This is a genomic window from Lewinellaceae bacterium, assembly GCA_020636105.1.
Classification (GTDB): Bacteria; Bacteroidota; Bacteroidia; order Chitinophagales; family Saprospiraceae; genus BCD1.
This window is the reverse complement of sequence record JACJYL010000001.1, coordinates 2,469,640-2,493,070: the sequence shown is the minus strand read 5'-3', so window position 1 is coordinate 2,493,070 and position 23,431 is coordinate 2,469,640. Positions and strand designations below refer to the sequence as shown.

The following is a 23,431-nucleotide window of genomic DNA, read 5'->3' as shown; positions in this document are numbered from 1 at the left end:
GGTTATTTTTGGTCGGGTGATATGATGAGCGTATAGGGTCGAAGCTGAAAGCTGCGACCATCGGGAGGACTCATCCAAAACACCAGGGGAAAGGCATCATGTCGGAAGCATTGAAAGCAATTATTGATTTTGGGTTTATACGCCTCGAAGCTGATGAAATAGAGGCCTGTCATGCGCTTTGGAACAAAGCGAGTGAAAAGGTATTGCAAAGAAACGGGATGACCTTCCTAGAATACATTGAAAAAGGATTTCAGAAAAACGGAGCCTGGGTACCGGAAAATCTCCTTGAGATCAGGAGGGCCGACTGGGAGAAGTTGGAAAAATAATTATTTCAAACTCAATTTATTTTTTTAAATCTCTTTCCATGATAACCATACACAGGACAAATTCTCAAAATGCAGATTTCAGAATACTGGTCCAAAAACTCGATCAGGAATTAAAAATAAAGGATGGAGCGGATCATGCTTTTTACGCTCCCTTTAACGTTATCGACAAGGTCAGCCAGGTGGTGGTGGCTTATTGGGATAGTCTGCCTGTCGGATGTGGAGCTATCAAAGCCTACGACAAAGCAGGCGTAGTGGAAATCAAAAGAATGTTTGTCGACCCGGCTCACAGAGGCAGGGGAATCGCCACAAAAATCCTTCAGGAACTGGAATCATGGGCCCGGGAGCTGTCCTATTCCCGCTGCATCCTGGAAACCGGCCTAAAACAACCCGAAGCCATTGCCTTGTACAAAAAATGTGGTTACCTGATCATTCCCAATTATGGCCAATACGAAAATGTTGAGGGCAGTGTTTGCTTTGAGAAGACCCTTTTTTGATCCATTGTGTTTTCTTTCCATGCTCAAGGTTCAATGATCTGAAATTTTGAAAAAATCGCTGTTCCGGAGTATTCAAAATATTTTCAATAAATTATCCCATAATATTGGCCTTAACCGAGTGAGTCGATATATTTGATTGTAATTGGAGCTGGTTAGAGGCCGGCAGAAACCATATTTTTAATTTCAGGAACAATTGGTTCTCGCATATCTTAAAAAAATGAATAAAATTGAAACCATTCAGCCTCATTCCTTTGTTAGTGAAAAACACTGGTACCCCAAGGCTTTGAATGCGACCATCCACCCCATGGTAAACTTTTTTTTGAACCTTGATAAAAAAAGGATCATCTCCAGGTATTGCCACCTGCATCCCAAGGTCAACGGCGAAAAACTGGAGGAGATTTTGTCTTACCAATGCAAATATTTCCAGTGGAGTGGCGCCGACCTGATCAATGCCACTTCGGCGGACGGAAAACGACAAATGGTGGTGATCGAGAACAATTCCTGTCCATCGGGTCAGAAATCCATGCCATTACTTGATGACAATAAGGAGGAGGGCACCTACAGGTTGCTCATTGAAAGGACTTTTCTGCCTTTGGTCAAAGGCAAGCAGGGAAAGTCCAGGATCGAGGGGCGACTGGCAGTGATATACGATAAAAATTACATGGAAACATCAGGTTATGCCGCGACCATCGCTGATGTTTTTAACGAGGAGGTCCTTCTGGTACCCTTTTACAGCGGAGCGGAAAATGTCATTAAGGTGGAAGATGACCTATTGTATGTTTATCATGAAAATAATTGGGTGCCGCTTAGAGCTGCCTTCAGGTACCTTACCCAACGCCCCTGGAACAGGTTGCCTCTTCGCACCCGGACCAAAATACTCAACCCCATTGTTGCGTGTCTGGCCGGTGGGAGAAATAAGATGGTGGCAGCCAAGGCTTATGATTTTTACAATGCCGAGCTCGCAGGATATGGTTTGCACATCAATTGTCCGGAGACGACATGGGATGTGAGTAAGGCTGAAATTCCACTGTGGGTGGAAAGAATGGGTGGGCAGGCTGTGATCAAAATCCCATATAGCAATGCAGGACAGGGTGTTTTTACCATTATCAATGAGCAGGAACTGGAAAACTTCATGGCCATGGACTTTGAATACGAACAGTTTATCGTTCAAAGCCTTATCGGCAATTACAACTGGAGTTCAGTGGGTGAAAAAGGGAAATATTATCATGTAGGCACCATTCCAACGGTGAAAGGAGAGACCTTTGTGACGGATCTGAGGATGATGGTCAGCAGTACGGAAGATGGCATCAAACCCCTTTGTACCTACTCCCGAAGAGCGGAAAAACCCTTGGTGGATAAGCTGGAATCAGGCAGTGATTCCTGGGCCATGCTGGGTACCAACTTGTCCGTAAAACTTGGCCAGGATGAATGGACATCGGATACCAACAGGCTGATGCTGATGGACCGGAGGGACTTCAATAAACTGGGGTTGGGCCTCGATGACCTTATCGAAGCTTACATCCAAACGGTTTTATCGACTATTGCGATTGATAAAATGTGTAAAAAATTATACAATTCAAAGGGTAAATTCAGGATGAAATTGTTCAAATCATTGAACGATGACAACACCCTTTTAAATGAAATTATGCAATAACATGCGGCAGTACAAATTTTTAGTATTAACCGATCATCGCGGACACAGCAAGGAAAATTCACTTTATGCCATACTTTCTAAAATTATTGAGCATCCACAATGCGAAAAAGTGCACCTTGCCAGCCGGGGCAATGAACACAACCATTCTTTTTTTTATGACAACTCCGGCACAGAAATTTATGTTTATGAAGTCAGGAAAGGTTTTGCATTTGATCCCGACCCCTCAAGATTTACTCAAAATAACCTCAAGGCGGATATTTCGGATTATGACATTATCTTTATGCGTCTGCCCAGGCCTGTGTCTTCGGATTTTTTGCATACCCTGGCGGAAAAGGCAAAAGACAAGGTGATGATCAATCATCCTATAGGCATTGAAAACACCGGCAGCAAAGCTTATTTGCTGAATTTTCCTGAATGGTGCCCATCAATGAAATTATGCCATTCCATTGATGAAATTCGTCATTTTGCAAGGCAATTTCCCATCGTTTTGAAACCCCTGAAAGAGTATGGAGGAAAGGGGATATTGAAAATTGAAGGAACGAAAATATATGACGGGGAGGAGGAGTTTGAAATGGAACCTTATTTGCTGGAAAAGGAAAACTTCATCCGAGAGGAAGGGTATCTGGCGATGGAGTTTTTGAAAAATGTGACAAAGGGGGACAAAAGGATTTTAGTGGTGGGGGGAGAAATTATGGCAGCTTCGCTCAGAATGCCCGCTGAAGGCTCCTGGCTTTGCAACGTGGCACGTGGAGGTTACGCCGTTCCTGCGGAGCCGGATGAAGACGAAGTAAAAATGATCCGGGCGATTAGTCCGCGTCTGCTCGAAGAAGGAATTTTCATTTTTGGAGCGGATACACTGGTGGGAAACGACGGGAAAAGGGTACTTTCAGAGATTAATACACTCAGCATTGGCGGTTTTCCCCAGGCAGAAGAACAAACAGGCAGGCCTATTGTCAGGGATTTGGTAAATAAAATAATCACATTTGCAGATGATAAAAAGAGGAGATGATATTCCTGTAATTTCAGTTTTTGACCTAAAACTTACCCCTAAAAATTCTATCGGGAATTATTGGCTGAAGCTTATTTCCGATGGTCTGGGGAACCCTATTTATGTGCCCATCATTGTGGCGAGGGGCACCCAGGACGGTCCGGTACTCGGGTTGACGGCTGCGATTCACGGCAATGAGTTGAATGGCATTCCCGCTATACAACGGTTATTTGCAGAAATAGAGCCTGAAAAACTCAAAGGGTGCATCATCGGTGTGCCGGTGGTAAACATTCCTGCATTTTTGAGAAAAAAGAGGAGATTTATCGATGGCGTTGACCTGAACCATATTATGCCCGGGAAAAGCAATGGCAATGTGAGTGAGGTATATGCCTATCGTTTTGTGGAGAAGATTCTCAAACATTTTGATTTTTTGCTGGACCTGCATACCGCCAGCTTTGGAAGGGTAAATTCCTATTACGTCCGGGCTGACATGGATGATGCGGTTACACGAGAACTGGCCTTATTGCAAAATGCGGAGATTATCGTGCACAATCCCCCTTCCGACGGTACCTTGAGAGGAGCCGCCGAGGAACTTCAGATTCCGGCCATTACATTGGAACTGGGCAACCCCAATACCTTTCAGAAGCAATTGATCAGAAGCGGGGTAGAAGGTATACACAATGTGCTTTCTTACCTTGAGATGATCGGGGATTCGATAGAGCCTCCCGCAGAACCTACCATCATTTGTCAAAGTTCCTACTGGATGTACACAGATCTTGGAGGCCTGCTCACCGTGACGGTGGGATTGAAAGACCGGGTAAAAAAAGGGGAAAGAGTTGCCCTTATTCGCGACGTTTTCGGAAATTTACTCAAAGAATACATGGCCCCGGAAGATGGCATCGTCATCGGCAAAAGCGTGAGCCCCGTCAACCAGTCGGGCGGGCGGATTTTGCACCTGGGCATCGAACGATAAAATCATGGCTTATGAAATTTACGGGCAAAAATTATTTTTTATTTTTAGTATTGATCTTCTGGTCTTTAAATATCCTTTATGGCCAGACGGCCTATGATCCCACCCTCAAACCAGGGGCGAAATGGGAAATCGAGATCGGTGCTGGAATGAATAATTACAATTACGGATACCTTTTGGTGACCTGCGATACGGTTGAAATCAACGAAAAGCAATACGTCTTGCTTAGAGGAACCTCTTCCACAGGACTGAATGAATGCGGGGCCGTATCGTATGTCAGGGAAGACACCTCGGAAAGGAAGATCTACTTTCTTCCGGAAGCCGATGAGAACCTGGAAGAATTGCTGCTCATCGATTATACGCTTGAACAGGGAGATACTTTTTTCTTACACAACGGTTGGGGCCAGCAGGTGGTTGATACCGTCCGGTATATAGAATTCTGGGGGCAGACCGCAAAATTTATAGATTTCGGCTGCGCCCCATGTGAAGGATTTATTGAAGGTTTTGGCATGTATTCTTCGGGCCCTTCAATCAATTGTGAAGGGTACTCCTATATTTCCGGGTATGAAATAGTGGATTGTGATGAAGTGAATGAGGTAGCCGAAGTTGTGCCTTCTGATGCCGTTTTGGTTTACCCCAATCCGGCCGGGGATAATTTAAACATAGCAATAAAGACTCCGTCGATTACCTATCCTGTATTGCTTGAAATAAGGTCGTTAACGGGGGAATTGTTGGTGGAGAAACCTGTGTTTTCCAGCCATATCAGTCTGGAAATGGACGGATTGCCCATGGGGATTTTATGGATGAAGATCATTGGCCGGGACATTCTTTTGAGTAGAAAAATCATCCACCTTTCTGAAAAATAGACACCTATCTGTTTTTTTAGCGGGATCATTTCAATCGTCAAAATCGGGTCAGACATAAATGCGGTTAGGTTCCCGGACTATGGCCTGTGGAAGGCCATGCCAAAGAACCTGTGAGATCAGAATATGCATTGTCATAGCCCGACTCCAATCCAATAGCAATCGTTGCCGAAAAAGGGTTTATGGATTTCTTTATCATTATGTATATTCAAAAAGGGTTTTTTAAACAGACTTATTAAACCCGAACAACAATCACCCATACAATTTGCCGGCCTGCTCCAATAAAGACTTCATCTCTTCCCGTAGTCTTTCCGGTGATAAAACCTCGATATCAGGTCCGAAACTGAGTAATTCGGCTTTAAGTTCCCGGTTTAAGATCATTTTGAGTTCAATGGTCACGGCTCCTGAAGTTTCGGTGGCCAGGACCTTTTGAGAGTGGTGCATAGGTTTGGTAACCACATAAGGTGCTCTCAGGGAAGACAGTTTCAATTTAATGGTTTCAATAGGGTGGCCATTGGGTATGGTGACCCCAATTACGTTTTCAAAATATTTCCCCCCGGAAACGGGGCCGGATGAAGTTATCTTTTTTCCTGTGGGCGCTAATTCCTTTATCCTGTCCAGGGCCAGCACCCAGTTAATATTTTCATTGACATTCAATCCAATAACATACCATCTGTTATTAAATTCCTGCAAAAAAAATGGATGGAAAATGAGCTCACTCGAATTTTCTTCATAAAAAGGATGATAAATTATTTTCAGCTCATTTTTATTCCGGATCTGGTTAACAAGCGGCTCCAACCAGTTTAGCCCCACCAGGTCATCATTGTGTTCGAAAAAAATAATATTCTCGGACCGCGTCTTTTCGGGCATTTTAAGAACGCCTTTCACTTTTTCTACTATTTGCAGAATTTGTCCCGCATGAGGTAAACCTTTAAACTGCTCCAAAACATCAAGTGCTGCCTGTAAAGTTTTTATATCACTTTCGATAAGTGGCTGGTTGTGAATTGAATAATCAGGATCAGCATAAAATATGTATCCTTTAGCCCGCTTTATGGGAGCGTTGAACCCTTCGGGAGAAGCTTTCCTCATGAGGGCAATGTCGTTTTCGAGGGTTCTTTGGCTGCACCCCTGGACATCGTAGTTTTCGTAAAGTTTCTCCTGAACATAATCGAGTAAGGCTTCAAAGGTCCATTTCCTACCCGTATTACGGAGGGCACTGTCTATGAGTCGGTACCGATAGGCAGCAGATTTGTTTTTGGGCATAGATGTTTTTTTACAAAAATACTAAAAACGCAAATACATTGCGTGAAACAATTTTATTATTGTATCCGTATAATAATCTTGAACGCACAAGGGACCCTTAAAACCCGAATAACATGCCAAAGATCAGATACCTCAGTATCCGGTTCTCTCAAAACGTGTTCCCTAACGAAATCCCCTTTTTCAGGGCGGCCGTTATCGAAAAAACCCAAAGAGAATCGAGCCTTTTTCACAACCACCAGGAAGAAAAAGGATTCCTGTATCGCTACCCGCTGATACAGTACAAAGTCACCGAAAAAAAGGCGAGCATCATCTGCCTCAACGAAGGTACGGACGATATCCACTACCTCCTGCAAAACCAGAATATGGATTTGCGGATAGGCCACGAGGTGCGTTGCTTTGAAATTGAGGACATCAAAATGCACTACCACCAGGTACAAACATGGAATAACCTGTTCCATTACTCCCTGCTCAACTGGCTGCCACTCAATCAAAAGAACCACGCCCTTTACGATTCCCTGGAAACAGAGAAAGAACAGTTGGAAATGCTCAACAAGATCCTCACCGGCAACCTGCTGTCCATGGCCAAAGGCATCCAGTGGTTTGTGGAGGACAAACTCATCGTGGAGATCACCAAAATAAAACAGATGCGCGAGCTGGAATTCAAGGGAAGAAACCTTTTGGGCATTTCCGTGAATTTTAAGAGCAATGTATCCCTGCCGGATTATGTGGGGATTGGTAAGGGGAGTAGTGTGGGATTTGGGATTGTGAAGGGAATAAAAGATTAAAGTAAAAGACTAAAGGTTAAAGACTAAAGTGGCGAGTGAGCGAGGGATCTTGGGTTTGTATAAAATAAAACAATGGAAAAATGGAAAAAATAACATTTGAATGTGAAACGATAACGCCTATGTTTTTGGCAGGAGCGGATGGACAGACTCCGGAATTGAGGGCGCCTAGTATTAAGGGGGCTTTGAGGTTTTGGTGGCGGGCTTTGAATGGGCATTTGGGGTTAAATAAACTAAAAGAAACAGAAGGCGAATTGTTTGGAGGCACAGGTGATAAAAAATCTAACCGAAGTCAATTGATAATTCAAGTGCCTTTTGTGGAAAATTTAAAGATTGACCATGGTGGAAAACCTGTGCCACATAAAGGATTTATGACTCAGAATGCCATTGAAACAGGGGAGCATTTTAAGATCTGTTTAATGTTTATGGATAAAAACCAAAGGGAAACATTCCGATCCTTATTTATCCTGACCTGTGTTTTAGGTGGTTTTGGTAAGCGAGTAAGGAGAGGCATGGGCAGTGTTAAGATATTAAAAGAGGATGAAGCTTTGTTTAATATGCCTCAAAATTTAGAGGGAATTCACCACTATATATCGGAACTGTCCAAACACTTTTTACTTAAACCAAGTGGAATTTATAATAACTTCAGCGGTAGAATGGAATTGTATCCATGGGTACAATCGATAGAAATTGGCAAAACAAACCACCCAAATTTGGTAAAACACATAAGTCAAAAAACGCATGACTTTAAATTTGATGAGGACAATAAATATTCATATGAGCCTTCCATCGGACACGCCTTCAGAGGACGGTTCGCATCGCCAATTTATGTTTCAGCCCTTGAAGCCAATAATGAACTCCGTCCCATTATTACAACATTAAATACCGTACCTGACCGATCTCATAGAAATATCGATCCGGTTTTACAGGAAGAATTTAAAAACAGTATTTTATGATGACCCCTAAAGATATAATAGAGCCTAATAGATATGATATAAGATTAGATGAAATCAGATTACAAAATTTTCGAGGATTTACGTCATTGCAGCTTAATTTCCATGAACGTTTAACAGCTATTATTGGAGATAATGGTGCTGGAAAAAGCACAATTTTAGATGTAATATCGGAACATTTACGTTTTTTTTTACAACACATATTATTAGACGATTCTCCAAAATCTAATTTTAAAAAGTCTGATATAAAAAATGGAACTCTAATTTCTAATACAAAGGCAAATTTTCTTCTTACTTATCCAAAATTTGAAGAAGAAGAAAATGAAAATAATAATCAAGTCCCGGAAAATGAACCAGATTTTTTTAATAGGCAAATAACCGCGACTTCAATAATTGGGTTGAATATTAACAAAATTGAAAAAGAAGGAACCTCATTTCTTCCCAACATAAAAAAAGAATTAAGCCATGCCTCAAAAAAAGAACTTTCGAATGAGAGTTTAGACGCCTTTACTGCTTTTTATATAGATTTTCATAAATCTTTTCGAAATGATGGGGAAGATAGCTTGCCTATTCTCGTTTATTATGGCGGCAACTCAATCAACACCAACTTTGAGGACTCCACTTCAGATTTTCTTATGGATGATAGATTTAAAGAAATATATAGGGGTTCTCTAATTCCAGGGCGATTTACATTCAACGATTTTTTTGACTGGTACAATAGAAGGTATAAAGTTGGATTAATTACACAAATCCAATACGAGATAGATCTAATAAACAATGCCATTATTGAAGTATTTAGTGATACTGAGCAATATTTTAAAAATCTTAGAATTGATTACCATACCAGCTACGAAGCCTTGGTAATAGACAAGGTTATTTTGAAAGATTCACATTTTGAAAAAGAAACAATTGACATTTCACAAATGTCTTCAGGAGAAAAAAATCTTTTTGCCTTAGTTTCTGATTTAGCGATGCGGTTAATTACTGCAAATCCCAAATTAAAAGGAATGTCTGGAGTGACAGATAATAATCCATTGTTACAAGGTAAAGGAATCGTATTAATTGATGAAATAGACTTGCATTTACATCCTAAATGGCAAAGCAAAATCTTACCAAAACTTATGGATTTATTTCCAAAAGTTCAATTCATTATTACAACTCATAGTCCAATAGTATTACAAGGAGTAAATGGAATAATTTATAGATTAAACGCCGGAAATCTAACAAAAATCCCTCCATTAGGAGGTTGGAAAATAGAACAAATATTATCTCATTTAGGATTGAAACAACACTACGGGAAAAAATATTTAGAGCTTGTTGATGAATTTTATGATGCTTGTAAGATCAAAGATATAATAGGTGCTGAAAATTCATTTAATATGATACATCTCCTTTTGCCAGACGAGAGCACTTTTAGAATAATATTAAAAAACAGGTTGGAAACATTAAAGGAAAGTTGGTAATGAGAAAACTTGAAAGACAACAATGTTATTTCGGATATACGGAAGGAGTTGAAAACCTTTTAAAAAATTTAACTGCATATTGTTTTGTTTCAGATATCATTGCTTCAAATAGAATCCTTTATTTTAAAAATGGAAAACATAATTATGAAAACGCTTTTCTAATTGATGAAAAGCTAAATAATACTTTAAAATCACGCCATTATAATGAAGAAGAAATACTTTTTTTCCTTGACAGTTGTGATTTAAAAGAAAATTTTTTCTACTTAGAAACAGAATCAAATTGCATTGAGATAAAGTCGCTCACACAAAAAGGAAGATATTCATTAGATTTCATTTATAACTCATTACACGCCGAATTTGGTGATGCAATCAACGAAGCATACAATTCAACAAAAAATAATCTCTATCTTTTAATTCAATTAAAAGATAGAATTAACAAAGAAGTTTTAACACCCCAAAGTTACTTGGACTTCGTAAAAGACGATTTTATAAACTTTTTAAAGGATACAGTTTCTTCAAGTTTATTAGCAGTTAGATCCACTTACATTAAAACAAGTGACAGTTATAAGATTCTTAAGAATTTTGTATTGGAAAACTCGAATATTGTAGACGAAGAAAGATCTAAAATAATAAAAAATAAAATTCATGAATTCGATTTAATTATTAACAATAATTATCTCTTACCAAAAATGTTCTTTTTATTCAATGCAATTGAAGAACTCTTAAATGAATATAATTACGCAAGAGCAAGTGATAAATTAAAAGAATATGGACAGCTAATTCTGTCTTCATCATTAACTTACGCAAAAGAATTATATGAAAATACCACTAATTTTAACTGGACACATAGGCATTTTTTAATAGAGCCTCTTAAAATAGAAGAGCAACTATTGAAATCTTATAAAAAATTTGAAGGGGTTATCATAAAAGATGAAGAAACCTTTCTTGGGTTAATGCGACTACTCTCAAAGGCCCAATTAGATTTGATTTATACCAGAAATTATGCCAACGCCATTGTTAATATTCAAAAATTCATGGAAGCCTACTTAAAAGCGATAGGAGCAGATAAGGATGTTAATAAAAAAGGAGTGCCTTTTGGTATCCAAAAAATTAAGGATAAAATAAAAAAGGCACTAGATGATCAGGAGAAATTAAAGAATGAATTACACAGAAAGATTATTGATACTTTTTCTATTTGCTTCGACGAAGAAGAGAAGGGGGAATTAAAAAAAATATGTACTGAATATCTTCCAATTAACCATCCTCGAAACGAACAAATTCATGATGATTTAAATAAAAATGAGCTTTATTTTAAAAAACATCTGAGTTATCTGGATGAAGTGCAGCTTGGCTATGAAGAAAATACAAAAATTTTTTATAAATGGATTGAGTGGTTTGAACTTCCAAGTACAAATATCTTTAACCAAATTAACAATAGAATTAAAGAATTACTATCAAAACCAGATATGATTTTCGAAAGCCAATCAAAATAAAATAAAATAATGAATAACCTATTCCTTTTCACCATCGGCCCCGTACAATCCTTTATTGCCCAGGCACGGAAAAACCTAGACTTGTATGCAGGGAGTAAAATACTTTCCAGACTTTGTAATGTGGCCATGGAAACAGCTAGACAAGAAGGTATCAAAATTATTGTACCTCAAGTGGTTGAAGGAGTGGAATCACTCCCCAATAGATTTGTTGGTAAAATAGCAGAAAGTGATGATCAGAAATTGGCAGAAATTGGAAACAAAATTGAGGAATCGGTCAGATTATCTTTTAATGATATTTCGGATCAGGCTTTGAAAAAAATCAGGCTGACCAAATCAAAAATCACCCCTGATTTCAGGAAAAATTATGATCAACAAGTAAAAAATCATCTTGAAATATTTTGGCTTTTTTATCCCGAGGATGTCAGTTATTATGATGCCTATCACAAAATTGAAGCTTCATTAGGGGGGATAAAGAATATAAGGTCTTTCAATCAAATTCCTGAAAAAGGGCGAAAATGTAGCCTGGATGGAGTCAATAATGCTTTGTTTTTTGGTGAGGGTTCCAAATCAATATATTCCAATTTCAACGGAGGTATTGAATTAGACACAGATGACTCATGGATGAATGAAAATGAAGGATTAAGTGCAGTTTCCTTCATGAAAAGGAATTATAGTGATGACTTCTTTAAAAAACCGTCATTTGTTTCTACAGCAGGCATTGCTTTATCCCATTATTTGAAAGAACACATTAATGAATCAGAATATAATAGTTACAAACTTCTCTTTAATGGTGGTCGTCTGTTTGATGAACAACTATGTTATGCCGAAAATTTAACTGAAAAATATTTTAAAAAACATGGATTGAAAAAAGTATTGGAGGCTACTGGTTTGGACTCCATTACAGAACACCATAAACGGATCTTTGGAGAAAAGGAACTTCCCAAATATTATGCATTAATTGTATTTGACGGAGATCACATGGGGCAAATAATGGGCGGGAAATATTTAAAAAAGGAACATCAACATGAATTAGAATTTTTTCAGGAAAATGTTTCCGAATTACTGGGGAAGTTTGCAAAAAAAAGTAAACAATTTCTAAATGAACCCAAAGGTAAAACCATTTATGCCGGTGGAGATGATTTCCTCGGGCTTATTAATTTAAACGCATTATTCGAAGTATTAAAGGATTTGAGAAATAGTTTTGAAGTCGATGTTAATCAAAAAGTAAAAACAAAATTCAAAGATCAAATTACAGAAGGATTTGATTTTACCTTCTCGGCGGGAGTTGTCATTGCGCATTATAAATCTCCACTCCATTTTGTGCTTCAAAAAACCCGGGAAATGGAAAAAAAGGCAAAAGATGAAGGCCGAAACCGTCTTGCCATTGCTGCTTTAAAACATTCAGGCGAAGCACATGAAGCCATTTTGCCCTGGGATCTGAAAAACAATGAATCACAAAATCTGATTCATCTTGAGGCAGTTGTCAAACATTTGACTAAACCGGAACCAAATTCAACCTCCAATTTTTCAGAAACATTTATCCGAAATCTTGAAAGAGAACTTTATCAACTTGCTGATAATAATGGACGATTACTTGAAGGAGAACTTCATAACCTCATGCTGGTATCTCTTGCAGAACATGAAATGAAAAGACTTTTAAAGAGGTCTTTGCAAAAGGATAAACCTGAACAATTGGTGGATGAAATTTTGGATCATCTAAAACCGCTTATGAATAAATATTCAGAGAATGATTTAATGGAGGTTCCCATTTATAACTTTATCGAACTCCTCAAAATTACTCTTTTTATTAAAAGAAAAACTGAAAAATCATGAATATCGAAATAAAACCACTGGATACACTTTTCTTCAGAGATGGCAAACCTTTTTCCATGGGAGAAGAAACCTGGGCCGACAGTAATTTTCCTCCACACCTTTCAGTAATATATGGTGCTCTGCGTACATTTTGTGCGACAAGAGCAGGAAAGGAAATTCCTTTTATCGAGGTGGAAGAAAAAATGAAGGATTTGGTCATAAAAGGTTTGACTTTTGGAATCGGGGATGAAGTTTTTTTACCTATGCCTCTTGATTTTTCAGAACTAAAAAACAAAGAAGAGTGGCAAAAACAAAATGAAAAGAATGAAAAATACTATGACGTCGTCAGATTGAATCCAATACAAAACACAATAACTTCCTCTCATTCTAAATACCAAATCCCTTTCTTAATCCAAGGGGACCATGATAAATTTTATGAAAACATTGACAATGGACTTTTGTCGGATAGTTTATTGAAAAACTACCTGGCCAATGAAACAAGTTCGGTGAAAATAAAAAAGATGACCGATTACACAGTTACTGAGGCCAAAGTTGGAATAGGGAGGGATGGATTAACCAGAACGACAGAAGAAGGTAAATTGTACCGGGTTGGAATGACTCGATTCAAGTCTTTTAAAGATTCGTCCGAAAAAGACAGACAACTTGAACTCTTTGTAAGGATTGAAAAGCAAGATCTGGAATTAAGTGAATTAAAAGAATCAATGGTTAAGCTTGGCGGAGAAGGACGCTTGGTATCCCTTGATGAACGAGAAATAATGGAGGTTACAATTCAACCGGATGAAATTATTTTGAAGAAGGGATATTTCAAACTATACCTTGCCACCCCTGCTATTTTCACTAATAATAGCTGGTTCCCCGACTTGTCCAAAGCAGGAATAAATATAAAAGCTGAATTGGTCGGTGCCATCATTGGAAAAACAAAATCCATTGGTGGTTTTGATATGGCCAAAAGAAAACCTAAAAATATGTATCAGGTTATTCCTGCAGGAAGTGTTTACTTATTTAAAACAGAACACTCACCAGAAGAAATTCAAGCACTTCAAGGCATAAGTGTATCTGATCAACTTCCTGAACAAGGATTTGGAATCTCCTATTTTGGAAATTTTACTCCTCCTAAAATTTAAAAAAATGAAAACTACAATTATCATAACGGTTGGAACTTCCCTCTTGAAAAATCATTTAACGGATGGGTTTAATGTATTGGGTGAAAGGCGCTATAAAAAAATTCAGCTTAAGGGAATTGAAGAGGAGTCGGCCCCTGCAGAAACCTATGAAACCTCCAATTCAACGCTGGCAAAGGAAATAATCAGGAACCTTGGAAATTGGGTAAATATTACAATAGATCAAGAAGGTAACCCTTATTATCCTTCCGCTGAGATACAAAGTACCGTCCATTATATTAAAGAAAATGGAGGAGATTATGCTAATTTCAATTTACGGCTTATTGCAACCGATACTGTTCTTTCGAGAATTGCAGCTGAACAGATTCGGGATATGTTCAATTATTTACATCCAGGCCTTTGTGATTTCGTCCCTGATTATCAGCATGATATAATTAAGGGATTGGTGGTTCAAAACCCAGCCCTTCACGAGGAATTTCAGCAACCTAATTTTTTTGAAGCAGGGTTTCTGAATTTGATTGAAAGAATCAAACAAATCATTGACACTGCAAGAGGAAAAAGTTCCGGAATTATCCTCAATATTTCCGGAGGGTATAAAGCCATAATACCCATCGTGACTTTACTGGGGCAAATTGAGCAAGTACCCTTAATTTATAATTATGAAAATAGTTCAGATTTAGTCACAATAGGAAACCTACCCTTTACTTTCGATTGGGCCGTAGTTGAAGCTGTAAAACCCTTTCTTAAAAGAAATTTTTTAGAAAATCCCTCCATAAAAATGGTTGGGCAGTTATGGTTCAATCAAAAACTGGAGTTTAAAAACAACAAATTTATTGGAAAGGATGAGGATTCCAAGCAATTAATAACTAGCCTAAAACTACCCTATGAGGTTAACAAAATCCTAAATTCTTTGATCAATTATCAGCTCCTTTCTTGGGATCATTTGGGTCAATTCTTAAGGCCAAGTGCATTAGGCAGTATGATAAAAGATTTTAGCGTGATGACCGAAAGCAACAGAGGTTTTATCATGGAGCACCTACTTTTTAAATACTTCACATTAGATGACCGGAATGATCTGACAAAAGATTATTGCATCGGGCTAACAATTCCAAAATTAGATAAATATTTTATCCTAGATGATAACAAGGTCCAGGTAGGAGACATTGACGTTTTTCTAAATAAAAAAGACAATGCCAAATATGGCGTTTGGCTGGAATCAAAGGCCTTTTCCGCAGCAGAAGGATATGCGAATAAGATTGATAAAAAAGGTGATTATTACCTCCAATTAAAAGCAAGAATCCTGGCAATGAACTATGCTTTTTTAGAAACATTGTTCGTCGTTTTTCGATTTGTTTTTAAAGGGATTAATGATACAGAACCTTTTGTAAATGAAAATCTGGCTAAAGTTATCAAACATTTAAACAAGCTAAACCAGGATCCTGAAATTAAGGATAAATCCAGATTCAGATGCCTTGGTGTCAACATTTTGGCAAAGTTTGATGACAATAAAATTGATGTTACAGAAAGTTTTTACAAGGGAAAATTTGAAGACTGGACATGGGAAGAACTTTAACCCGAAAATAATTAATAACTAAAAAGAAATACAATGTTTAAAACCACAAAACCTCTTTTTCTAATTTGCGAGACCCCTTTACATGCAGGGAGCGGCGATGATTTAGGTATGGTAGATCTTCCTATTCAAAGAGAACGACATACCGATTATCCAAAGATAGAAGCCTCTTCTTTAAAGGGCTCTCTTCGAGAAGCTTTTGAAGCTATTTTGGGATGGAAGCCCAAACAACCTGAAAATCCAATTGTAAAATTGTTATTCGGGCCGGAAGATGCCGGAAATGATGCACATTCAGGTTCTCTGGCAGTGACAGATGCCCGGACGCTCCTTTTCCCTGTTAAGTCGATGAAAGGAGTATTTGTATGGGTCTCCTGCCCCACCGTTATGAATCGTTTTGCCAAGGATTTGAGGATTGCCAAAAATGTATCGCTTTCCAATATTCTAAAAACCTGGTCTACTGTTGAAATTGAAGATGGCCATTGTTTTGCCAATACAGATAAAGTGGGAATAAACAATAACGTCGTCCTGGAGGAATATGCTTTTAAAATTGATGGTGGAATTTCAGACCTTGCCTCTTCACTTTCACAAAAAATCTATGGTGACCTACCCGAACTAGCCTACTGGAAAGAATTACTTGAAACAAATCTTGTCGTTTTATCCAATAATGATTTTCGTGATTTTGTGGTCCAATCCACGGAAGTAATTACGCGGATACGGATTAATAATGAAACGGGGACAGTAGAAGATGGGGCTTTATTTACAGAAGAATATCTGCCTTCAGAATCTATCATGTATACTTTGGTTTCCTCTTCAGATGAATTCTCCAAACGGTCCACCGAAGAAAAATTCACGAGTGAAAAGTCCATGGAAGAGTTTCAATCTGTTTTAGGAAAATTAAACAATATCTTCCAACTTGGTGGAAATGCAACCTTAGGAAAAGGTGTCTTAAGGGCGAAGCTTATATCTTAAATACTCCTTTATATCATCCATTAAAAAAAGTAGTCATGAGCGAATTGTCATTACGTAAAAAAGTTGAACAAGGAAGGGCCACTGAAGCATTCAGAAGGGTTAAGGCTTTTGTGAAAGAAAAAAAGGACCTTGATGAATATAAATCCTATTCGAAAAAATTCCCCACCATGGTAAAAACCAGTGGTCTTGGAGCATCACTGGCTTTTATCCTATCCAAACAAAAAGCTGCTTATAACAGAATCCTGGAAGATATCATTGACTGGTTACGAAAAGATGAAAAAGGAATTATTGAATTACCAACAAATGATAAAAAGGACTTTTTAGAAAAAGTCCTTGAATTGGATTCCAATACTTATCGGGCGCTTACCAATGAAGTCCTTGCTTTTATGAATTGGCATCGCCGATTCACAGAAGGATTAATTGATAAAAAGAAGTCTTAAAAGCATAATATCATGGCAAAAGGAGTATTAAAAGTTTACAAATCAAATAAAGGGAGAGTAGTAGTTGAACTTGATCGGCTCAATGGTAAAGCCCCAATGCCCCTTTCATACGTAGGCCTTCCTGACACCAGTCTTGACGGGAAGGACTGTGAATATGAAATGGTTTCTGGCAAGATCACAAAAATCATCGTTGATGGAAATAATATTTTACGTCAAGAACCTCCTAAACATCTACCCATTCGAAATGTTGAACATGTTCAGCAACAAAGGAATGATCATCCAAGGGGAAGAATCGATGATAGCCTGAATTTACGTGATACCTTCCTACCAAAAGAAGTAAGAAATTTGCCCATTCATGATATTGATAATTTTTCGCTGAAACTATACAAGGCAGCCAGATTCATTCCTGATAACAAATTTGGTAAATTCTACTTCTATAAAAACGACTATCGCCGGAGAAAGGATGGAAGTGAATCCGGGCATAAATTTGAAATCAGTGCAAATTTTGGAGATCCGAAAAAATTTGATGCAATTAAATCAAGGCATGAAAATTTAATGAAGTCCTTGTTTAAAAATAACTATAAAAAAATTCGCCTGCATCCTGATTGGCGCATGGTTGTTGGTGTCGGAGGAGGAGGTGCATCAGTATATGAAACTGGAATGACTTTACATCACGTGTACGGATTTCCCTATATTCCGGCCACTTCTATTAAGGGAACTTTGAGAAGCTGGATTATAACTGAAATATTTTCAATTGACCTGGCAGAAGGGAAAGTTGATTTAAAGCATGCAGAAGATAGAGCTTTGAAAAACCCGCTTTTTGTATATATCTTTGGAAGCGACGAGAAAAGCTACAATGAACAACACCAAAAAGGAAATGCTCAGTTTTTTGATGCCTTCCCGGTGGAAGCTCCAAATTTGGAGGTAGATATTATGAATGTACATTATCCTGAATGGTACAATAATAAAACGGCTCCAACCGATTTTCAAAATCCTAATCCAATTCCGTTTTTAACCGTTGCCAGAGGATCCAAATTTGAAACTTTTGTTGGCGTTTCAAAAAATATGGCTTTATCCAATTGGAATGGTTTTGAAAAATTATCTACCCCAATGCAATTAAGTGGAGAACATACTTTACTTGACCTGATTTATGCATGGCTGACATCTGCCCTTACTTCCCATGGCATAGGTGCCAAAACAGCTGTTGGTTATGGATACATGAGAGAGGTTCAACAAGAAAGATAAAACAAACCTGACACCCATGCCACGCAAAACCCTCCTAACCTTCCTCGGCAACAGTCACTACCAAAAGTGCCGATATGAAAACCAGGACCGGCGTTTTCGTAGCCCGGTAGTCCGTTTTGTACAGGAGGCCGTCGTGGAAATGCATTGCAGGGATTGGTGTGCGGATGATCGCATCCTTGTTTTCCTGACCGATGAGGCCGAAAAGAACAACTGGCTGGGAGCAATTTACCCTGGCGAAGAAGAAGGCCTTAAAAACAGGTTGTGGCAGATGAAACTCAAAGCGGCCATTGAGGAGATAACCGGCGTTCCCAAAGGATTCTCAGAAGCTGAAATCTGGCAAATTTTTGAATTATTCTTTAACAAAATGGAAGAAGGCGATGAAGTTTACTTCGATATTACCCACGGATTCCGGTCCTTGCCGATGCTGGGCATGGTGTTGATGAATTACGCCAAAGCCTTAAAAGGTATAAAAGTGAAGGCCATCACCTACGGAGCTTTTGACGCCCTTGGGTCGAGATTCAATATTGAAGAGCGAATCCCGGATCCGGAACAAAGGATCGTTCCATTGCTGGACCTGACCGGGTTTCATGAACTCCAGGAATGGTCCATTGCCGCTGATAACTTTGTCAAATCAGGCAATACCGCCAAAATGATCGCCCTGACGGAAGGTAAAACCGCTCCAATGGTACATTCCGCGAAAGAAACATCCCCTCCTTTAGAAGCATTGAAGCTGCTATCAAAAAATTTAAACCAGTTATCAGGCATCATGGCCACCAACCGGGGAAATGAAATCATGGCAGGGAAAACTTTCGACCATATTGCTGAAAACCTGGCAGCTATTTCCAAAAACCCAAAAGTAATCCCTGCGCTTCAGCCTATACTGGATAAGTTGCAACAAAAACTGAAAAACTTCAACCAGCAGATGCCCAACTGGATATCTGCCGTTCAGTGGTGTATCGATCACGACCTCATCCAGCAGGGCATTACGCAACTTCAGGAAGGCCTGCTTACCCATTTTTGTAACATAGACAATAATGGATTTATAGAACTTGACCCTGCCAATGAAACCCACAGAACCCTTATGAGCCAGGCGATATTGATTGGTCAGAAAGGAATCGACTTAAAAGACTGGTACGATCCGGCAGCTCAAAACGTGGAAATCATCAACATGGTGTTAAAAAATGAAACCATCCAACAGCTCCTGGCTCCCTATGAATCCCTGACCTGGTTACGAAATGATATCAATCACGGAGGTTTCCTCAGCGAAAAACCCCTGGAAAGTTTCAGGCTTGAACTGGTGGAAAAATTCAATGAAATAAAAGTAATCCTTGCCATAAAGTGAATCAGCAAAAACTTAACAAATGAACATAGATACGTTAAAAAGGGATTTGAAAAACTTATTTTCTGAAAATAAGATCAAAACCATTATTGAAAATTTAAAAGAGGTGTTAATCAGGGATTCGGACCTCCATTCAGAATTCCTGCAAATATGCCGTAGATACAATGAAGTGTATGACCGTAAAATGGCTGCTCTGATAGAAGACACAACTGCAAACCTGGAACTGAATAAAGTCGGGGAATCCATACTCTACCTGATAGATAAAATGACTCAGGAAGATATAAAAAGTGTCTCCAAACTTTCCCACCAGGAAATTACCAATCCTATCTTATTGATTACAAATGATCCGGCTAAAGGCCAAAAATTAAAGGCATTTTTGCATCAGCTTAATTTCACAATCGTAGACATCTTTACTTCTGCCGAAGATTTAGAAAACAAGACCTATGACTTAGCCATCATCGACAACAGGCATTTAGCCTATTGTCCGAATGCAAAGGTGCTGAGCGAGATGGAAGCATCAAAAAAGCAAGCGATAGAGGAACGCATCAAACTGATGGAGCAATTGATCAGGGATACATCTTTGTTTATGATCCATTTTGGCGAGTATTTCTTCTGGATTACTGATCACCGTGAAAGGATTCATGCAGCAAATTCCCAATTTTCCCTTTATGGAAGAACCAAGGAAATGCTGGAATTTATCAATACGTACAGAGTGTAAAAACAGCTTTCGTTTAAAACTAAAAAGACAACCATTATGCAAACAACACAATCAATCCGCATTGTATCTGTCCTGGTTATTTTATTATGGCAATCCACCTTGGTAATGGCTGGTTTGGATACGACACAACAAATCGTCACCCAGGAAATAACTCCTGCAGAAGTCCAGGCTACCACTGGCAAAAATACGGAATCTCTAGCGCTGGACCAAAAAATTAAAACCCTGGAAGAAAAAGTTACAGCGCTTGAAGCATTCAAACTACGGTTGAATATCCTCGGCCTTCCAGGTGCCGGGATGACCGTATTAGCGTTGTTATGGCTATATTTCTGGAAGCTTCCAAAACTTGTTGAAGAGCAGGCTAAAAAGAAAATTGATGCCCTCCTCGTTTCAGAACGAAAAACCTTTAAAGATTTGAGAATGGCCGTGATTTCTGACACTCAAAAAGACAAAAACATCCACAGCTATCTGAGTAAAATAGGATTTTCGAACGAAAAACTCCATCCCTATGCTGCCAATGATTTCGAATCCATTCCGGTGGCTCTTACTGACGTACTTTTCTTCCATGATGAGGATGACAAACTCTCATTGGAAACCATTACCCAGTTTACCAACCAGTATAAGGGCCAGCTTAAATTTTTCTATTTCGGGTCAAAACGATTGCCGGATGAATTGTTCAAAACCATTCGATCCACCGCCAACTCAAAAGACACCCTTGAAAGCAACCTGTTAAAGGCTTTTAAAATTTAAAAACAATTGATCTGAATCTCTATTTTCAGCAACAAAAACACCCTTTTCTTTTGATTTGAGGAACAAATTTCGTAAATTTGGTGAACCAAAATGATGTACCTTTTTGATGTTTTTCGAAAAATAACAATACGGACACGATACATAAGTCGCTGATTATCATAGAAATTACAAAAAGGGCTGTCAGAGAGGTAGTTCCATCAAAACAAGGATTAAGACAATTCAGCGCCTATACTGTAATTATTGATGTAAACCACAGTCAGAGAGGTAGTTCCATCAAAACAAGGATTAAGACAAAAAGTGAACTTGTGAGATATTTCACAAGCCAAGCAAGTCAGAGAGGTAGTTCCATCAAAACAAGGATTAAGACGGTTCTTCCTGACAATTCTAAATCTTTTACTTTTAAAGGTCAGAGAGGTAGTTCCATCAAAACAAGGATTAAGACCTTTAGACCCTCTCTTTCCAGCTCTCCCCCTTGTGCAGTAGTCAGAGAGGTAGTTCCATCAAAACAAGGATTAAGACGCTGATGTGGCATTTTCTTTCAAAAGTTCTGTTATTGTCAGAGAGGTAGTTCCATCAAAACAAGGATTAAGACAACCATTTACTTATCATAAGATGAAAAAAATATAAAGTCAGAGAGGTAGTTCCATCAAAACAAGGATTAAGACATTGAATATCCTAAAACATCCAACATAAATTCGGTCAAGTCAGAGAGGTAGTTCCATCAAAACAAGGATTAAGACTGGCCTAATTGCTGTAGCCCAAGAACCAAAAAGAATTGTCAGAGAGGTAGTTCCATCAAAACAAGGATTAAGACTCCCCAAACCTATTTTTAGTGATTTTAATAGAAGGGTCAGAGAGGTAGTTCCATCAAAACAAGGATTAAGACTTATTAATTGTTCCTTTGTCATGATAGTTTAGTTTTTAGTCAGAGAGGTAGTTCCATCAAAACAAGGATTAAGACCGAAAAAAAACCCAGGAAAGAACGTTTGAAGAGCTCAGTCAGAGAGGTAGTTCCATCAAAACAAGGATTAAGACAAAGACTATTTCTTTTCTTAAAAAATCTTTAATAAAGTCAGAGAGGTAGTTCCATCAAAACAAGGATTAAGACAAAGTTTCCTTCCTTATCTACCCAAATTTTCATAGTAATGTCAGAGAGGTAGTTCCATCAAAACAAGGATTAAGACACTATACAAATTACAGCATTTAAAATCCAGAAAGAGTCAGAGAGGTAGTTCCATCAAAACAAGGATTAAGACTCCATTCGCTTGGAATGTTTGCGCTACACAAGCCAAGTCAGAGAGGTAGTTCCATCAAAACAAGGATTAAGACTGGTAAAACTGAATAGAAACAGAACAAAACACCAATGTCAGAGAGGTAGTTCCATCAAAACAAGGATTAAGACTGGGTTTGTCATTTCCTATGAGAGCTGCACTCAGGTCAGAGAGGTAGTTCCATCAAAACAAGGATTAAGACAGGCTGTCTCCCACCGGGTAGGAGTGGTCCGTTTTCGTCAGAGAGGTAGTTCCATCAAAACAAGGATTAAGACATGAGAGCCGGATCAGCTTGATCAGGGTAAAAGCGGAGTCAGAGAGGTAGTTCCATCAAAACAAGGATTAAGACCCATGCTTTCTGTCAGTATTATTGTATTCTGGGTGTCAGAGAGGTAGTTCCATCAAAACAAGGATTAAGACTATTTAATTCTGTGTCGTAAATTTTTATATTGCCGTGTCAGAGAGGTAGTTCCATCAAAACAAGGATTAAGACGTTTGTTGTTCGTGGAAGCATATTCTGTTCGTTCCAAAGTCAGAGAGGTAGTTCCATCAAAACAAGGATTAAGACAATGGGTGGCATCCAACTCCATTCCTTGTTAAAATCGTCAGAGAGGTAGTTCCATCAAAACAAGGATTAAGACAAACCCGCTCTTGCGCGCAATGCCGATGACAATACCGGTCAGAGAGGTAGTTCCATCAAAACAAGGATTAAGACGAGTTCCTTCAGGGGTGACAGTGTTAATAGCAAAACGTCAGAGAGGTAGTTCCATCAAAACAAGGATTAAGACACTTCTATTTTACGGATGAAAACCGCATTTCCTAACCTGTCAGAGAGGTAGTTCCATCAAAACAAGGATTAAGACAGCTACCAAACAAAGTAATAACACAGCGAAAAACACAAGTCAGAGAGGTAGTTCCATCAAAACAAG

20 protein-coding genes and 1 CRISPR repeat array (1 of these 21 cut by a window edge) are annotated in these 23,431 nt (G+C 38.6%); of the genes, 19 read left to right on the top strand and 1 reads right to left on the bottom strand.

The features are described from left to right. Window positions 1-98: 98 nt before the first annotated feature. The 6 genes from H6571_09450 to H6571_09425 all read left to right on the top strand — a co-directional run bounded on the left by H6571_09450 (window position 99) and on the right by H6571_09425 (window position 5,298). Window positions 99-326, top strand: a complete 228-nt coding sequence (locus H6571_09450; GenBank protein MCB9323945.1) for a GNAT family N-acetyltransferase — start codon at window positions 99-101, stop codon at window positions 324-326. A 38-nt stretch (window positions 327-364) separates the two neighbouring features. Further along, on the top strand, window positions 365-820 hold the full coding sequence (locus H6571_09445; protein ID MCB9323944.1) for a GNAT family N-acetyltransferase: 456 nt from the start codon (window positions 365-367) through the stop codon (window positions 818-820). Between the two features lie 217 nt (window positions 821-1,037). Continuing rightward, window positions 1,038-2,474, top strand: a complete 1,437-nt coding sequence (locus H6571_09440) for a hypothetical protein (protein ID MCB9323943.1) — start codon at window positions 1,038-1,040, stop codon at window positions 2,472-2,474. A gap of 1 nt (window position 2,475) precedes the next feature. Beyond that, the gene (locus H6571_09435; GenBank protein MCB9323942.1) at window positions 2,476-3,483 is read left to right on the top strand and encodes a glutathione synthetase; all 1,008 of its coding nucleotides are present in this window, start codon (window positions 2,476-2,478) and stop codon (window positions 3,481-3,483) included. Continuing rightward, window positions 3,464-4,435, top strand: a complete 972-nt coding sequence (locus tag H6571_09430) for a succinylglutamate desuccinylase/aspartoacylase family protein (protein MCB9323941.1) — start codon at window positions 3,464-3,466, stop codon at window positions 4,433-4,435. The genes H6571_09435 and H6571_09430 overlap by 20 nt, the downstream gene beginning before the upstream one ends. A gap of 11 nt (window positions 4,436-4,446) precedes the next feature. Then, window positions 4,447-5,298 carry a T9SS type A sorting domain-containing protein gene (locus H6571_09425; GenBank protein ID MCB9323940.1) on the top strand — a complete coding sequence of 284 codons (852 nt, stop codon included), beginning with the start codon at window positions 4,447-4,449 and terminating at the stop codon, window positions 5,296-5,298. 249 nt (window positions 5,299-5,547) lie between these two features. On the opposite strand, the gene H6571_09420 is transcribed toward H6571_09425, so the two are convergent. After that, window positions 5,548-6,558: a WYL domain-containing protein gene (locus tag H6571_09420; GenBank protein MCB9323939.1), complete on the bottom strand. Its 1,011-nt coding sequence runs from the start codon at window positions 6,556-6,558 to the stop codon at window positions 5,548-5,550. A 113-nt stretch (window positions 6,559-6,671) separates the two neighbouring features. Between H6571_09420 and H6571_09415 the strand changes: the two genes are divergently transcribed. The 13 genes from H6571_09415 (at window position 6,672) to H6571_09355 (ending at window position 21,231) form a co-directional block, all read left to right on the top strand. Beyond that, the gene (locus tag H6571_09415; GenBank protein MCB9323938.1) at window positions 6,672-7,343 is read left to right on the top strand and encodes a hypothetical protein; all 672 of its coding nucleotides are present in this window, start codon (window positions 6,672-6,674) and stop codon (window positions 7,341-7,343) included. 80 nt (window positions 7,344-7,423) lie between these two features. Continuing rightward, entirely contained in the window at window positions 7,424-8,296 is an 873-nt protein-coding gene (gene cmr1, locus H6571_09410) for a type III-B CRISPR module RAMP protein Cmr1 (GenBank protein MCB9323937.1), read from the top strand. After that, window positions 8,293-9,756, top strand: coding sequence for an AAA family ATPase (locus H6571_09405; GenBank protein MCB9323936.1), 1,464 nt, complete (start codon window positions 8,293-8,295; stop codon window positions 9,754-9,756). The genes cmr1 and H6571_09405 overlap by 4 nt, the downstream gene beginning before the upstream one ends. Further along, on the top strand, window positions 9,756-11,249 hold the full coding sequence (locus H6571_09400) for a hypothetical protein (protein ID MCB9323935.1): 1,494 nt from the start codon (window positions 9,756-9,758) through the stop codon (window positions 11,247-11,249). The genes H6571_09405 and H6571_09400 overlap by 1 nt, the downstream gene beginning before the upstream one ends. Before the next feature lie 9 nt (window positions 11,250-11,258). Continuing rightward, on the top strand, window positions 11,259-13,082 hold the full coding sequence (gene cas10, locus H6571_09395; protein MCB9323934.1) for a type III-B CRISPR-associated protein Cas10/Cmr2: 1,824 nt from the start codon (window positions 11,259-11,261) through the stop codon (window positions 13,080-13,082). Then, complete coding sequence (gene cmr3 / locus H6571_09390) at window positions 13,079-14,206, top strand: type III-B CRISPR module-associated protein Cmr3 (protein ID MCB9323933.1); 1,128 nt, start codon at window positions 13,079-13,081, stop codon at window positions 14,204-14,206. Before cas10 ends, cmr3 begins: the two co-directional genes overlap by 4 nt. Beyond that, window positions 14,178-15,776, top strand: coding sequence for a hypothetical protein (locus H6571_09385; protein ID MCB9323932.1), 1,599 nt, complete (start codon window positions 14,178-14,180; stop codon window positions 15,774-15,776). The genes cmr3 and H6571_09385 overlap by 29 nt, the downstream gene beginning before the upstream one ends. Before the next feature lie 33 nt (window positions 15,777-15,809). Continuing rightward, a complete protein-coding gene (cmr4, locus tag H6571_09380) occupies window positions 15,810-16,742 on the top strand; it encodes a type III-B CRISPR module RAMP protein Cmr4 (GenBank protein ID MCB9323931.1) in 933 nt (310 codons plus the stop codon). 35 nt (window positions 16,743-16,777) lie between these two features. Beyond that, window positions 16,778-17,182 carry a type III-B CRISPR module-associated protein Cmr5 gene (gene cmr5, locus H6571_09375; protein ID MCB9323930.1) on the top strand — a complete coding sequence of 135 codons (405 nt, stop codon included), beginning with the start codon at window positions 16,778-16,780 and terminating at the stop codon, window positions 17,180-17,182. Window positions 17,183-17,194: 12 nt separating this feature from the next. After that, window positions 17,195-18,427, top strand: coding sequence for a type III-B CRISPR module RAMP protein Cmr6 (cmr6, locus tag H6571_09370; GenBank protein MCB9323929.1), 1,233 nt, complete (start codon window positions 17,195-17,197; stop codon window positions 18,425-18,427). A gap of 16 nt (window positions 18,428-18,443) precedes the next feature. Beyond that, on the top strand, window positions 18,444-19,769 hold the full coding sequence (locus tag H6571_09365) for a TIGR02221 family CRISPR-associated protein (GenBank protein MCB9323928.1): 1,326 nt from the start codon (window positions 18,444-18,446) through the stop codon (window positions 19,767-19,769). A gap of 19 nt (window positions 19,770-19,788) precedes the next feature. Further along, window positions 19,789-20,484, top strand: a complete 696-nt coding sequence (locus H6571_09360; GenBank protein MCB9323927.1) for a hypothetical protein — start codon at window positions 19,789-19,791, stop codon at window positions 20,482-20,484. Window positions 20,485-20,520: 36 nt separating this feature from the next. Further along, window positions 20,521-21,231, top strand: coding sequence for a hypothetical protein (locus H6571_09355; protein MCB9323926.1), 711 nt, complete (start codon window positions 20,521-20,523; stop codon window positions 21,229-21,231). A 179-nt stretch (window positions 21,232-21,410) separates the two neighbouring features. Then, window positions 21,411-23,431: direct repeats of the CRISPR family, unit length 37 nt; unit sequence GTCAGAGAGGTAGTTCCATCAAAACAAGGATTAAGAC (it continues 376 nt past the right edge of the window).